This is a genomic window from Arthrobacter sp. W4I7, from assembly GCF_030816215.1.
In the GTDB taxonomy this organism is placed as follows: Bacteria; Actinomycetota; Actinomycetes; order Actinomycetales; family Micrococcaceae; genus Arthrobacter; species Arthrobacter siccitolerans_A.
Genome location: NZ_JAUSXU010000001.1, coordinates 1,835,040 through 1,849,018, shown reverse-complemented (window position 1 = coordinate 1,849,018; position 13,979 = coordinate 1,835,040). Strand labels below are relative to the sequence as shown.

The window sequence follows — 13,979 nt, the reverse complement described above, 5'->3', positions numbered from 1 at the left end:
GGGTGTCTCCTATTCAAAGTTAAGGCTTCATAGCTTGTGGCATACGGGGACCACAGCCAGCCACCGTCAATGCTATCGGTTCCGTGAAGGGCCGGCCAAAGCGGCACACGGCAGAGTCAACCGCTAAAACCGGTAATCGCCAGGGTCCTGCTGATCCCGTCCAGGGGATGCGGGACGTCAGCGGGTTGGTCCGCTGGAGTCGGGAAAGGCAAGGTTTCGGTGCGGCTGAGGTCCCAGGCCATGCTGGCGCTGATGCTGATGCCGCGCGGACCCGTCCTCCTGGTGGTCCCCCGGATGAGCAGCAGCCTGGTTCCGAACAGGAGCAGCCCGGCATTTTCCTGGGCTTCGTGAAAGAACACCGAGTCGACGCAGCCGGTGCCATCATCAATGCTGATGAACACCACCCTCCTGCCGCCCCGCATGGGCGGTGTTTGGGTGGCTACCCGCACCCCGGCCACCAGGACCTCGGTCCCGTTGCGCAGGCCCAGGAGCTTGTCCGCCGTAGTCACACCAAGCCTGTCCAGCGTGGGACGGTGGCTCTCCATCAGGTGGCTGCTGACGTCAACGGCCATCAGGTCCAGCTCAGCCCGGACATTCTCGACGAGGGTAGGCGCGGGCAGCCCAGGTTTGACGTTGCGCAGCTCTACATCGCCCAGGGGAAGGGACAGCTGCCCCTCAAGCACCTCGACGCCCTTCCGTCCGCTGCCTGCATTCTGCAGCCGCTGCAGGTGCTGGACCAGGTCTGCCCGGTTGGCCATTCCGCCCGCCTCGCGGTGGAGGGAATCAAAAGCACCCAGCTGGGCCAGGCGTTTAATGCTTGGCTTGCTCAACCGCGAGCGCGCCCGGAGGTCTGCCAGGGAATCGTACGGCTGGCCGGCAACAATCCTTTTCAGCTCGGTGGCGGACAACCCGTAAATCCCGTTCAGGCTCAGCCGGATTCCGAGCTTCCCGGCATCCGGGCCCTGCCGGATCCGTTCCACCCGGTACTCCCCTTTGCTGAGGTTGATGTCCAGGGGAAGGATGGGGACCCCCAGCCGCCTGGCCTCCGCCACCAGCAGCCGCTTGGGATACATGCCCGGATCGTGCTCCCAGAGGCCCGCCAGGAAGGCTTCAGGGTGGTGGGTTTTCAGCCAGGCTGATTGATAGGTGGGCACCGCGAAGGCCGCCCCGTGGGCTTTGCAAAACCCAAAGCTGGCAAAGGACTTCAGGGTTTGCCATACCTTGTCAATGACGTCGGGGGAAAAGCCCTTGGCCTTTGCATGCTTGCGGAAGTACTCTTCCACCTGGAATTCCCCAACCTCGTTGCTGAGTGCCCGCCGGAATTCATCGGCCTTCGCAAGCCCGCACCCGGTCATCACGTCGAATGTCCTCAGGATTTGCTCGTGGAAAACCGTCACCCCGTGGGTTTCCTGAAGCACCGGCTTCAGGAGCGGGTGGGGGTAGACCTCCGGGGCAAACCCATGGCGGTGCTCCAGGAAAGGCCGCACCATATCCGATTTCATGGGTCCCGGACGGAACAGCGAAATATCGATGATGAGGTCATTGAACTCCCGGGGCGCCATCTTGCCGATCAGTTCGCGCTGCCCGGGAGACTCAATCTGGAAGCAGCCCAGGGTGTGGGTGCTCCGGATGAGTTCAAAGGTGGGCTCATCATCCAGGGGAATGGCGTTGAGGTCGATGTGCCCGTTGTCAGCAATGAAGTCCGGCCCGGTCCCGTCGGGCCTGACGGCATGGCCGCCCGCTGCCACCACGTCCTTCTTGGAGGGATGGATGCGGATGATCTCCCTGACGGCAAACGCCATGGCGCTTTGCATCCTCACGCCCAGGACATCGAGCTTGAGCATGCCCATGGGATCCATGTCGTGCTTATCGAACTGGCTCATGGGCAGTCCCAGCCCGCTGGGCTGTACCGGGGTGCGATCCAGCAGGGTGGCGTCACCCAGGATCACGCCGCACGGATGCATGGAAATGTGCCGCGGCAACCGGTCCAGGCGTTCGGTCAGATCCACCAGCAGGTCCAGTTGCTGGTTGCCGTGGGAATCCCGCTGTTCCACCCTGCCGGCAAATTCCCTCAGCTCGGGCTTCTCCTGCAGTGCTTCACGGAACTTGGAGGCCGAGAACCGCCACAACTGCTTGGCAATGTCCCCCACGTCGCCGTCATCCATCCCCAACGCAAGGCCGGCGTCACGCACTGCACCCCGCGCCCGGTAGCCGTTCTGCATGCTCATGAGCGTGACGCGTTCCTTACCAAAGCGTTCAAAAATCCGGTGGTACACGTTATGCCGCTCGGCGCTTTCGACGTCGATATCGATATCGGGCAACGTGGCCCGGTCCTGGGAAAGGAAACGTTCGAAGATGAGGTCGTGCTGCAGCGGATTTACCTGGCTGACGTCAATGAGGTAGTTGACCAGGCTGGAGGCTCCGGAGCCCCGGGCGGCTGCCCGCACCCCCATCTCCTGGATCATGCGCGAAACCTCCGCCACAGTGAGGAAGTAGGAGGAAAACCCCAGGTTCCGGATGATGCCCAGCTCATGGTCAAGCCGGTGGAGCATTTCCTTTTCGCTGTTCCCGGCGATTCCGGGGAACCTCCTGCCGATCCCCGCCCTGCAGCGCTGCACCAGTTCCACGTGCGGATCCTGGCTGATCCCAATGACCGCAGCTTCCGGCACCACCGGCTGCTTCCACCCCATGTCAGAAACAGGATCAATCCTGCAGACATCGGCGAGCGCCTCTGTTTGTGCCATGAGCCTGTTAAGGTCTTCGGCACCATAGCCTGCTGCGGAGATGATTTCCTTACCCAGCTGCAGCATCTGATGCGAGGATTTCAGCCAGCCCTGGCCGTTGGGTTGCAGCAGTGGTTCCTGGGCCAGTTCCGGAAGGGATTTCAGGGTCCGTGCTGAATCCAGTACGTCTGCGGTTGCGGCGCCGTCCTCCGCGCAGTACCGGACCGCATTGCTGAGGATTGCCGGGACGTTGTGTTCTTCCGCGAGTTTGAGCATCCGGACGGCATGCGCCGTGCTCAGCGGTTTTCCCGGGGCGCTGAGTTGGGAAACGGTCTCGGCCACAACAGTTCCTGCGGGCATGGCGTCCAGCCACTGCTTGAAAAGGGTGCGCGGCCGCAGGTAACGCCGCCCGCCCATGGCACGTCCGACGTCGGAATCCGGCCCGATCAGGACCATCAGCACGGGTTTCAGGGTGTGGGGATCAAGGGTGCGGGAGGCAAGCTCAGCCCTGGTCACGGCTACCGGCACAACTCCACCGGCTTTACCCGAGGTGCGGGCGTGGGCATCGGACACCAGCCGGCACAGCGCGCGGTAGCCGGCCCCGTTGTTGTGGCCGCGGGCCAGCACCACCACACGGCCGGCCAGCTGGGTGCGGTGATCGCCGTCGTCGTCATAGACCGCAAGGTCCACCCCTACGATGGGGTCAATGCCGGCACCCATGCACGCTTTGAGGTGCTTGATGGTGCCATACAAGCCGTCCCGGTCCGTGCAGGCAAGCGCGGTTGCGCCGTCAGCGGCAGCGGCCTGCGCCAGTTCCTCAGGCCAGGAAACCCCGTAGTGGGCACTGAAGGCGGGTGGAGACGTGGAGGTGCGTGAAGCTCATGCTGTTCTGGGGCGCAGGGCGTCATGGATCCGCAGGAGCCGCCAGCGGCCGCTGCGGATATGGCGGGTGAGGTCAAGGGTGAGCGGCTCTTCCTGTTCCTTGGAACCGCCGGAACCCGGGGCTGAGGGCTGCACCTGGACCCGCCAGATTTCGTGGTCCACCAGCCCTGGGCCGCTTCCCAGCGGTGCGCGGGTTTCTTCGGCCCACCACTGGCGGCGTTCGTACCAGCGGACAGGTTCGGCACACACAGAATAGGAACGACCCGCCCAAACAACAGCCACGGGGTGGCCGTCAGGGGCGCAGGAGACGTCAACGGATTCGCTGAACATACCCAAGGGGCGCCTCCCGGATGCGAAAGTGAAACAGAAACAGTTCGAATATATGTTCGAGCAGTACCAGTCTACGCCTCCCGGGAGGTGCCGCATAGGCAAGGGGCAAGTGAACGGGCTTTCGGGAAACGGCATTGCTGCGGAAGCACCTTAGGCTCCAGTTCTGTGACCGCTCAGGGGTGGACGGACCGAACGGCAGGGAGCAGGATTGTGCCATGAGCACCCATGACGCACTCCTCAAGCAGGTCAGCATCAAAGCCCAGGACTCCACGCTCGTGGCAACCTTCGATTTAGACGGCAATATCCCCGGTTCCGGTGCCTATGTGGTGGGACTTGTGGCTGCCAGTCCGGACTACTCGTCGCAGCGGCGCCTGGGCATTGAATTCATGAACGGGAAGCCTATTTCCTTCTTCTCGTTCAACCATGACCAGAGCTGTGAAGAAAACTATGATCTTTCAGGGGTCAGCCACTCAGGCAGCACCATCACCGGAAACTTCCCCATGGCGGCCATTAACGGGCTCGGCGAAGGGCATGTGATGACCGGCTTCAGCGAGGCGGACGGCCGGGAATTCCAGTCCGGAGTTCCCGTGGAGGAGAACCTGTAACAGCTGGGCCGGGACGGCTCAGCTGTTTTCTTTGTGGACCCGGAGTTCGAGTTCGATGAAACCGGAGATCATGGCCCGGTAAGTGGACTCGACGATGTCCGGGTCAATGTCTTTCTTCTCGGCCGCCGAGCGGACGTGTTCGATGATCCGCTCCACCCGGCCCGGGGCACGGACTTCGGCATCGTCGCCCTTGAGGGTCCCGGCGATCCGGATCAGGCGCTCGCGGCGGGCGATCAGGGTGACAATCTGGTCATCCACCTCGTCCACGGCGATCCGGACGGCAGCGAGCTGTTCCTTGTCGGCCAAAGCGTCTCTATCGTTCCCTTGAATTGTCGCCATCGTCTGACAGTATCGAACCATGCAGCCCAGAGTCGACTTCATTTCACTAGGCGTCCGCAGTGTTCAGGCGTCCCGCGCGTTCTACGTTGACGGCCTTGGCTGGCCGGTCCACCGGGAAGTTCCGGGGGATGTGGTGTTTATCCAGGTGAACCACGGCCTGGTGCTGTCCCTTTGGGATGTCCGCCAGATGCAGGCCGACGCCGGCGTCAGTGCTCCCGGCCCTGTCCCCTGCATCACGCTCAGCCACAACCTTTCCGGCACCGAGGACGTGGACAGGGTCATGGCGGAGGCCGCCGCGGCCGGCGCCGAAATCATCGCCGAGCCCATCACCCAGCCGTGGGGCGGCTACAGCGGCTACTTCGCGGACCCGGACGGCTTCCGCTGGGAGGTGGCGTACAACCCCACCTGGACAGTGGACGACGCCGGCACGGTCACCGTTTAGATCCCTTCCCACCGGCGCCTGGACTTCTAGAAGAGGGCCTCCACCGGGCGGATCAGCTCCGGCCCGTTGTTGCGCACATTTCCCACGTCCTTGCCCACTGAGTCGACGTGCCAGTCCGACGCCACGTCCTTTACCCCGGACCGGACCAGGTCCACCAGGGCGGCCGCGTCGTCGGCCTGCGGGTCCAGCCACGCTTCCATGGTGGATTTGTCCATCGGCAGCGGAACCCGGTCGTGCAGCGCCGTCAGCTTGCCGAACACCGTGTCTTCGCTCCCGGGCGGGGGCGTGTCAGTGGTCAGGATGGACGTGGAAAGCATCCAGCCGCCTGGCTCCCCTGCAGGCCGGGCCGGGTCCTTCCACCATTCGTAGAGCCCCGCAAAAACAAGGCCATGGCCTTCACCCGGGTGCACATAGTAGGGCTGCTTGGACTTCCCTGGCCCCTGCTTCCATTCGTAGTAGCCGTCCGCGGGCACGGCGCACCGGCGTGACTGCACGGCTTTGCGGAAAGCCGGTTTTTCCAGCACGGATTCGCTCCGTGCGTTGATCATCCGCGAACCGATCCCGGGGTCCTTGGCCCAGGACGGAACCAGTCCCCAGCGCGCCACGTGCAGCTGGCGCACCTGCTTGGGAGCCTGCCCGTCATCGATCAGCCGCTCCAGGACGATAGGCACGTCATCCGTTGGCGCAACATTCCAGGACGGCGGGATGTCCACCTCCTCCTCAAGCCCGGCGTCGAACTCGGCCAGGAGGTCCCCCCACAGCACGTGCCATTACATAACGTCCACACATGGCTCCAGCATGCCACCGGCCGCAGGAGCTGTCATGTGAAGTGCGCCGGGCCGGGGAATATGGGCCTGCACGCTACCGTTGAAAGGAAGGAACCCCTGAACGACGCATAGGAGAAACTTATGGACTTCACTCCCGAATCCGGCACCATCACCATGTTTTCCACCACGTGGTGCGGCTACTGCAACCGGCTGAAGAAGCAGCTGGATGCCCATGGCATCGGCTACAACGAGATCAACATTGAGGAAGTGGAAGGCACGGCCGAACTCGTGGAGCAGCTGAACGGTGGCAACCGCACCGTGCCCACCGTCCTCTTCCCGGACGGCACTGCTGCCACCAACCCGTCCGCTGCCGAGGTCAAGACGCGGCTCGCAGCTTAGGCGGCAAACCAGCCAAGCGTCCGCCGGCCCTAGGTAGCCGGCCGGGCAGCAAAAACGGGACCAACCCCAGTGTTGGTCCCGTTTTTTATTGCTTATGCCCCCAGGCTGCTGAAGGGTGCAGTCCCGAGGGTGGCGTGGCGGGCGTACGTTTCCAGCAGCGCTTCCTCCACCGCTCCCACGTCCACGCCGGGGACAAGATCGTTCACTGCCCCCGCCGTGGCAGGATCCCAGTCCAGGCCGAGGGCGGCGTAGGTGTCCGTGAGGACCTTGCGGATTGGCGCGGAGTCCTCCACCACGATGACGGAACTGAACAGCCAGCCGCCGGCCACCACACGCTGGGCGGTGCCCACCAGCTTCACCTGGCGGGAGCTGCCCTGTTCGCTGCCGTGCACACTGAATTCCCCGGGGCAGTACTCGCCGGGGATCTCCCCGACCGCCGCGTGCACTCCAACACCGCGCAGGGCTTCGGCGAACAACTCCCCAAAGTACCCGAACCGGCTTTTTGATCCGGCGATGGCGTCCGCGTCCGGTTCAATATGGTCCACCACCAGGGTTCCCTGGTGGTACGCCGCTGCCCGGCCGCCGGCGCGGCGGACCAGCGGCTCAAAGCCGTTGTCGCGGCAGGCTTGCTCTGCTGCTTCAAAACCCGGCAGCCTGGTGTCCCGCTGGCCGAACGCCACCGTGGGGGCCGGCCGGTACAGTCGAAGCGTGGGGCCCATCCCTCCGCTCCTTGCCTTGGCCAGGAGCTCCAGGCCAAATTCGAGATCCCGCCCGGCGCCAAGCGAAACCTCCTGGCGCACCACCGTCAGTGTGCGGGTTCCCGGATCGGCGTGATGCATGTTGCTAAGCTCCCCTATGGTCATCCTGCAGTTCCTTGTTGTCGCGGCCGCATTCGCTTTAATTGATGCCCTTGGCTCAAGCTGACGAATCCGTGTACCGGAGCCATACCGGCGAGTTGCCGGCGGACAGGCCAAACCTAGGTTACGCCGTGGCCTTCCACCTGGGGCGCCGGACTGCCCGGGCTTTCCACGCTCGCGGTGGCTCGTCTTCCAGGGACGGGCTGATTCCAGGGGCAGGGCAGACTTAGAAACCGCGCCGCCCCACCCACAGGCCGTGCAGCAGCGGGACTACGGACGCCAGCATCAGCGAACTGCCCAAGGCTGTATCGTCAGCCCGCACCACGGCCCCGGCAATCAATAAGGCGCCGAATACCAGGGCGGACGCCGTACGCCGCGTTGAGCGGTGGAGCCTGGCGACCTGCCGCTCAAGTCGCGGGTTGGCAACCGTGAGGCCACCTTCCTCGATCCGGGCAAGGAGTCCGTCCAGCCGCTTGGGCAGGCGAAGCGCGATTCCTGCGGCATCGAGCGCCTGCTGGGCCACGTCCTGCACGAAGTTGCCGCGCTCGTCCCGGAGCAGCCGGGCTGCGTAGGGTTCCACCGAGTCCCACAGGTTGAACCGGGGGTCCAGCGAACTGCACACTCCCGATGTCAGGGACATTGCGCGGATGATGAGCAGGAAATTTTCGGGCAGCTGGAACGGCAGGGAGCGCACCACGTCACCGAATTCAACCGCGAAGTCACGGAATTCGCGCGGATCCACTTCGCGAAGCTCGGCGAACCCCATTCCCCCGAAGCGGCCAAACAGCTGCGTCATGGCCCGCTCAAGACCTCCAACGTCCGCCGACGGCATCAGGACGCCTACATCGCCGATGGCCGCCACCAGCCCTTTGCCGTCGCGCGCGGCGGCAGCGATCAGGAGCTTGCGCAGCCCGCTGCGCGTCGAAGCGGGAACTTCGCCCATCATGCCAAAGTCGATGAACGTCAGTTTCCAAGGGTATTCCCCGACGCCGACAGGAACCGGAGTGACGAAGATATTGCCAGGGTGCGGGTCGGCATGGAAAAAGCCGTTGGTGAAGAGTTGGTCGAACATCACGGAGGCGAACACCGGCGCCACCAGGGCCGGATCAATACCTGCCGCCCGGAGCGCTGCGGCGTCCGTAATCTTGATGGCCGTGACGTCTTCGAGGGTCAGCACGCGGCGGGTGCACCGCTCCCAGGCGACCCGTGGAACTGCCACCCGGCCGTCGCCGGAAAAATCCACGGCGAAACGCTCGGAGTTGGCGGCTTCGTGGAGGTAGTCGATTTCTTCGAAGCTGGTCTGCGCGAATTCCTCCAACAGGGCAGGCATATCGGCGCGGTTGGAAATGAGCCGGAAGTGGCTCAGCCAGCCGCCCACCTTGCGCAATGCTGCCAGGTCGACGTCGACAATTGCGCCGATGCCCGGACGCTGCACCTTGACCACAACTTCCTTCAGCCCGGTCTCGGCAGCATCAGCGGGAAGGAGCCGTGCACGGTGCGCCTGCCCCAGCGAGGCCGCGGCGATCGTCGTCTCTTCCACCCAGGCGAACGCCTGCTCGAGCGGGACCCCTAATTCCTTCTCGGCAAGGGCCCGGATGGCCGGGAACGGGACCGGCGGCACTTCGTCCTGGAGGCCCGCAAGTTCGTTGGTGATTTCCGGGGGCAGCACGTCAAGCCTGGACGAGAGGAACTGCCCCACCTTAATCATCAGGCCGCCCAGGTCCACCGCGAGTACGTGGAAGCGCCGGGCGAAGCGCTGCATCCGGGCCGGCCGCGTCCGCTCGGTCACCAACGCCAAGCCGATCCGCGGGAGGAGCAGCTCATACCACCAGGTCGCCGCCAGGTTCCAGGCTGCGAAACGGAGAATCCGGCGGTACCGGGCGCGGGTACTTCCCGCGACGGCATCTCCGGCCCCGGGCACCGGTGCCCGGTTGCGGCGGACTAATGCCACCCGGGTCAGCCCTGGGCGAGGATGGAGTAGATCCGCCGGCGGGCTTCTTCGAGCACTGCCACGGCCTGCTGTACCTGCTCCGGTGAGCCTGTGCGGCCTACCTGCGCTGCAGCCTGCGCCAGCTCAATACCGGCTCTGGGCAGGGACCCAACACCTGCGCCGGTTGTTGGCCCTGCGGCACTCCATGACGATCCAGGGCGGCCGCCTGCCGCCTCCTCACGGCCTGCTTCTGTCAGCGAATAGATCTTGCGGCCATTGGACTCCTCGGCGCTGATGACTCCCTCATCGGCGAGCAGCTGGAGGGTGGGGTAGACGGAGCCGGCGCTCGGTTTCCAGCTGCCGCCGCTGCGCTCCTCGATCTCACGGATGATCTGGTAGCCATGCATGGGACGCTCCGCGAGCAGGGCCAGCACGGCTGCCCGCACCTCGCCCTTGCCGGCGCGCGTGCCCCCGCGCTTTTCGAACCGTGAACGGAGTTCCTCGACGGCCTGCCAGATGCCATCGATGCTGTTTCCGCCAAAGCCGCCTGCCGGGTACGAATCACGCACACTGGTCTCCTCTGTAAATCGCCAACGATATACAACGACACTTAACGATACATCCGGTGGCGGCTGCGTAGGTCAGCTTTTGCGGAGCGTCAGAATCTGTTCCGCGCGCCCGAAAGGGCCCTGTAGATCATGCAGGACTGTTGAGGTGAGGCCGATCCCGTCCCCGCCAAAGGAGACGGCGTTGTCCAGCCCCAGCCACTCCCCTTCCGGGCGGCGGTACATGTGGATCTGGAGGTCAACGTTGGGAAAGGCGTAGCTGTCCTTGCCTGGCGGCACCCGCGCGGCGATGCCGTTGGCGGTATCCACGAGCCCCATCAGGCGGGCGAGGTCGCCGCTGTCTGCCCTGTCCGTCAGGGGGTGGTCCGTGCGCAGCCATACTTTGCCGGCCCCGGGCCGGTGCCCTTCCGCCACGCGCATCTCAAGGGAGCGGATGTAACCGCCGGGCCACACGGAGGCGCCGTCGTAGGGCTTGCATTCGTCCGGGCCGGGAATGGCGGTATCCTCAATGGCCGCGACAGCGGACGTATCGCTGGTTATCATCCGCCATGCCGTGGCCCGGATGGCCGTCCGGCCGCCGGCAACCAGCTCTGCCTGCAGCAGCTCGATGGTTTTTCCCGGCCGGAGTGTGGTGGTCTCGATGTGGAAATCACCGCCGGGAATGAGGCCCAGGATCTCGTAGCTCAACCTGGCCATCCGCAGCCCCGTCCGCGGCTGGTGCCGCTCCAGGCAGTCCGCCATCAGGCCTGACGCGGGCGCCATGTGCTGCTCGTGGACGTTCCAGGCACCCTGGGCATGGATCGTGGAACAGAAACGTCCTTCACCCAGGGACTGGTAGTAGTAATTTCCCTCGGCCAGTTCAGGCAGATCAGCGGTCAACGGTGGCCCTCCCGGAGATTTCAGTGAATTCGCACTAACTCTATCGTTGTGCGGGCAGGCAACCGTCATGGGTTGTTTGAGGACGCGGCGAAATGTTGGCGCCTGGCGGCTGTCATCGGACTAGACTCTTGAACGGTCCTGTCAGCAACCCTCGGAAGAGGTGTTTCATGCGCGTCATCAGCTACAACCTCCGCAAGCACAAAGCGAGCGGCGAGCTCCTTGCCCTGGCACGGAACCACGATATTGATGCGCTCTGCCTCCAGGAGGTGGACGCCACCGACCTCCCCGAGACCCTCGGCCCGCTCCACCTTGCCGATGCGACCAAGGGAAACAGGCTGGGGCTGGCCATCTATTACCGCACCAGCCGTTTCACTGCGCTGGACACCCAGTCCTTCGCACTCAAGAAGTCGATGCACGACAGGGTCCTGGCTCCGGCGCACGAGCGGCTCATCGGGACGCGGGTGGTGGACAACGAGACCCAGCATGAACTGGTGATCGGCTCCTTCCACGCGGCGCCCCTCACGGCCTCAAACTCCCTGCGCCGCAAGCAGATCCACGCCGCCCACGCCGAGCTGCTCAGCATGGGGCGGGGCCTGATGACGCTGATGGTGGGCGACTTCAATTACCCGTTCTTCACCAAGAACCTGCACCTCCATATGAAGAACTCGGGCTATGCGCTCTCCCTCAGCAACCGGCGGACGTATACCCGTTACAAGGTCTTTAAGGGCCACTTCGACTTCGCCACGTCGCTGGGACTGGACATCGAGAGTGTTGAGACGTTGCCCCGCGGCAACTCTGACCACCTGCCCATCCTTGTTCACGCGGAGTACGGCAAGGACTACTAAGCAGGACTGGACCCGGACCTGCTCAGGCGGGGCTACGCCGGGGTACCGATCCGTTCCCGCAACCCGGGCCAGGCAGCCGCGAAGCCCGGGTGCAGTTCCTTGCTTTCCACGCCGGCCACCGGTATCCACAGCAGTTCGATGCTCTCGGGGTCGCTGATGACGGGATCGAACGGTTCCGTCACCAGCACCACCACCGTGGTGTAGGACCAGTAGCCCAGGTCCAGCACGGACGTGAAAAGTACCTCGACGTTCCCGGACGGCACGGCGGCCTCCTCCCAGGCTTCGCGCAATGCGCCCTCCACCGCATCCTCGCCCTCATGCAGCGCCCCGCCGGGCAGGCCCCAGGTCCCGCCGTTATGGCTCCAGACGGCCCGGTGCTGCAGGAGCACACCCTTGACGGGGTCATAAGCCAGGACGCCGGCCGCACCAAACCTGCCCCAGAACCGGCCGCGGTCCCCCTCCACCCAGGCGTCGCCGGGATCGCGTGGACCCGTGCGGACAGGCGGAGTGGAGGACGCGGCGGAGGCCAGTGAGTGATTCATCGCTCCAGTCTGACAGGTGGAGGATGCGGGCCGCACGCGCCTTAGTGCCCGTTGTGGTGTTCGACGGCGAAATCACCGCCGGGGTACATGACGGTTTCGTGCCCGTCGTCAAAGCGGACCAGGTAGGGCGGCGTTCCGCCCTGGCCGCGGACTTCGAGTATTACCCCGTGCCGGTCCGTGGACCCCACGTTCCTGCCGTGAACAATGATCCGGTCGCCCTGTGCTGCCTCCATGGCAATCACCTCCAGCCCTAGGTTACGACTCCCGGCGCGGAGCGGAAAGGGCAGGAACAAAGCCGGCATGGCAGGATTTCACCATGCCGCTGAACATCCTGCTGCTCGCCGATACCCACGTTCCCAAACGCGCCAAAACACTTCCTGCACAGGTGTGGGCCGCCGTCGAAAACGCCGATGTGGTCTTCCACGCCGGCGACTGGGTGACGGCCGGTCTGCTGGATGAGTTCGAGCAGCGCAGCCGCTCCGTGGTGGGCGTCTACGGAAACAATGACGGGCCGGAGTTGCGGGCCCGGCTGCCGGAAACGGCAGCAGTCATTCTGGAAGATGTCCGCTTTGCCATGGTGCACGAAACCGGGCAGGCAAAGGGACGGGAGGCGCGGTGCGAGCAACTGTACCCGGACGCTGACGTGCTGGTTTTTGGGCACAGCCACATCCCCTGGGACTCGGTCTCCCCGAGGGGGCTGCGGCTGCTCAACCCCGGTTCCCCTACCGACAGGCGCCGCCAGCCTGCCTGCACCTACATGACGGCCGTGGTGGACGCCGGTGCCCTGGTAGAGGTCCGGCTCGTAGAAGTCCACCGGGACGACTGACTCCCCGAAGATGGCGGGGCTCGCGAGTGCGAATCAAAATCCGGACTGATCGACACGAATCCGGGTTGGCAGCGGCCTGCCTGATTGCCTAGGCTGGAACGGTAAGCATACTTAGCTTTCTGTGTTCCACCCCTACCCATCAGGAGGACCACCATGACTGACCAGTACACCTTCCGAAATCCCGTCACCGCCTACGAGAAGATCTCGCCGCCGGAGCAGCACCAGCCCGAGCCCGGCCTGGACGCGGAATTGTCGCCGAAGGCGGATCTCGGCGAGGACACCTACCGCGGTACAGGGCGGCTGGACGGGCGGAAGGCGATCGTTACCGGGGCCGATTCCGGGATTGGTGCGGCCACGGCCATTGCTTTCGCCCGCGAGGGGGCGGACGTTGTCCTTTCCTACCTGCCGGAGGAAGAAGAGGACGCAGCCCGCATCGCCGGCATCATCGAAGCGGCCGGCCGAAAGGCAGTCAAGGTCCCCGGCGATCTGAAGGACCCCGCCGCCTGCCAGGAGTTGGTGGACACTGCAGTGGCCGTGCTGGGCGGGGTGGACATCCTGGTCAACAACGCCGGAAAGCAGGTGGCGCAGGAGGACATCGCCCAGATCACGGACGAACAGTTCGACCACACCCAGAAGACGAATGTCTACGCAATGTTCCGGGTCACTAAGGCGGCGGTTCCGCACATGCCGGCCGGGTCCACCATCATCAACACCACCTCGATCCAGGCGTACAACCCGTCCCCCACGCTGCTGGACTACGCCACCACCAAGGCGAGCATCAACAACTTCACCAAGGGCCTGGCGCAGCAGCTTGCGCCCAAGGGCATCCGCGTGAACGCGGTGGCGCCCGGGCCCATCTGGACGCCGCTGCAGGTCAGCAGCGGCCAGCCAAAGGAGCAGCTGCCGGAGTTCGGCCAGTCCACGCCCCTTGGCCGGGCGGGGCAGCCGGCCGAACTCGCCCCGGCCTACGTTTTCCTGGCCTCGGCGGAGTCCAGCTATGTCCTGGGCGAAACCCTGAACGTTAACGGCGGCAGCCCCACGCCGTAG

14 protein-coding genes and 2 pseudogenes are annotated in these 13,979 nt (G+C 64.7%); 6 read left to right on the top strand and 10 right to left on the bottom strand.

Annotated elements, in window-relative coordinates; all coding sequences use genetic code 11:
• Window positions 1–116: 116 nt before the first annotated feature.
• A pseudogene (locus tag QF047_RS08535) lies at window positions 117–3,606 on the bottom strand (DNA polymerase III subunit alpha).
• Window positions 3,603–3,941 (bottom strand): DUF6504 family protein, encoded by a 339-nt coding sequence (locus QF047_RS08530; RefSeq protein ID WP_307275630.1) that lies wholly within the window; start codon window positions 3,939–3,941, stop codon window positions 3,603–3,605. Before QF047_RS08530 ends, QF047_RS08535 begins: the two are co-directional and overlap by 4 nt.
• A gap of 209 nt (window positions 3,942–4,150) precedes the next feature.
• Between QF047_RS08530 and QF047_RS08525 the strand changes: the two genes are divergently transcribed.
• Window positions 4,151–4,540 carry a hypothetical protein gene (locus tag QF047_RS08525; RefSeq protein ID WP_307275628.1) on the top strand — a complete coding sequence of 130 codons (390 nt, stop codon included), beginning with the start codon at window positions 4,151–4,153 and terminating at the stop codon, window positions 4,538–4,540.
• An 18-nt stretch (window positions 4,541–4,558) separates the two neighbouring features.
• Here QF047_RS08525 and QF047_RS08520 read toward each other — a convergent pair whose 3' ends face one another.
• The gene (locus QF047_RS08520; RefSeq protein WP_142037219.1) at window positions 4,559–4,879 is read right to left on the bottom strand and encodes a chorismate mutase; all 321 of its coding nucleotides are present in this window, start codon (window positions 4,877–4,879) and stop codon (window positions 4,559–4,561) included.
• A gap of 19 nt (window positions 4,880–4,898) precedes the next feature.
• On the opposite strand from QF047_RS08520, the gene QF047_RS08515 reads away from it, so the two are divergent.
• Entirely contained in the window at window positions 4,899–5,321 is a 423-nt protein-coding gene (locus tag QF047_RS08515) for a VOC family protein (protein ID WP_306633847.1), read from the top strand.
• A 26-nt stretch (window positions 5,322–5,347) separates the two neighbouring features.
• Here the strand turns inward: QF047_RS08515 and QF047_RS08510 are convergent.
• Window positions 5,348–6,092 (bottom strand): annotated as a pseudogene (locus tag QF047_RS08510) (SOS response-associated peptidase).
• A 137-nt stretch (window positions 6,093–6,229) separates the two neighbouring features.
• On the opposite strand from QF047_RS08510, the gene QF047_RS08505 reads away from it, so the two are divergent.
• Window positions 6,230–6,487 (top strand): mycoredoxin, encoded by a 258-nt coding sequence (locus QF047_RS08505; RefSeq protein ID WP_307275625.1) that lies wholly within the window; start codon window positions 6,230–6,232, stop codon window positions 6,485–6,487.
• Between the two features lie 92 nt (window positions 6,488–6,579).
• Here QF047_RS08505 and QF047_RS08500 read toward each other — a convergent pair whose 3' ends face one another.
• From QF047_RS08500 to QF047_RS08485, 4 genes are all read right to left on the bottom strand, one after another.
• On the bottom strand, window positions 6,580–7,326 hold the full coding sequence (locus QF047_RS08500) for a lipoate--protein ligase family protein (RefSeq protein WP_307281852.1): 747 nt from the start codon (window positions 7,324–7,326) through the stop codon (window positions 6,580–6,582).
• Window positions 7,327–7,570: 244 nt separating this feature from the next.
• The gene (locus tag QF047_RS08495; protein ID WP_373427755.1) at window positions 7,571–9,295 is read right to left on the bottom strand and encodes an ABC1 kinase family protein; all 1,725 of its coding nucleotides are present in this window, start codon (window positions 9,293–9,295) and stop codon (window positions 7,571–7,573) included.
• 5 nt (window positions 9,296–9,300) lie between these two features.
• Window positions 9,301–9,843, bottom strand: a complete 543-nt coding sequence (locus tag QF047_RS08490; protein ID WP_307275623.1) for a PadR family transcriptional regulator — start codon at window positions 9,841–9,843, stop codon at window positions 9,301–9,303.
• Window positions 9,844–9,915: 72 nt separating this feature from the next.
• Window positions 9,916–10,719, bottom strand: coding sequence for a thioesterase family protein (locus tag QF047_RS08485; protein ID WP_306633852.1), 804 nt, complete (start codon window positions 10,717–10,719; stop codon window positions 9,916–9,918).
• A 167-nt stretch (window positions 10,720–10,886) separates the two neighbouring features.
• Between QF047_RS08485 and QF047_RS08480 the strand changes: the two genes are divergently transcribed.
• Window positions 10,887–11,564 (top strand): endonuclease/exonuclease/phosphatase family protein, encoded by a 678-nt coding sequence (locus tag QF047_RS08480; protein WP_306633853.1) that lies wholly within the window; start codon window positions 10,887–10,889, stop codon window positions 11,562–11,564.
• Between the two features lie 32 nt (window positions 11,565–11,596).
• Here the strand turns inward: QF047_RS08480 and QF047_RS08475 are convergent, their stop codons facing one another.
• Window positions 11,597–12,106 (bottom strand): NUDIX domain-containing protein, encoded by a 510-nt coding sequence (locus QF047_RS08475; protein WP_307275617.1) that lies wholly within the window; start codon window positions 12,104–12,106, stop codon window positions 11,597–11,599.
• 41 nt (window positions 12,107–12,147) lie between these two features.
• Window positions 12,148–12,339, bottom strand: a complete 192-nt coding sequence (locus tag QF047_RS08470; RefSeq protein WP_306633858.1) for a DUF1918 domain-containing protein — start codon at window positions 12,337–12,339, stop codon at window positions 12,148–12,150.
• A gap of 83 nt (window positions 12,340–12,422) precedes the next feature.
• On the opposite strand from QF047_RS08470, the gene QF047_RS08465 reads away from it, so the two are divergent.
• Window positions 12,423–12,932, top strand: a complete 510-nt coding sequence (locus QF047_RS08465; protein WP_307275614.1) for a metallophosphoesterase — start codon at window positions 12,423–12,425, stop codon at window positions 12,930–12,932.
• A 153-nt stretch (window positions 12,933–13,085) separates the two neighbouring features.
• Window positions 13,086–13,979 (top strand): glucose 1-dehydrogenase, encoded by an 894-nt coding sequence (locus QF047_RS08460; protein WP_306633864.1) that lies wholly within the window; start codon window positions 13,086–13,088, stop codon window positions 13,977–13,979.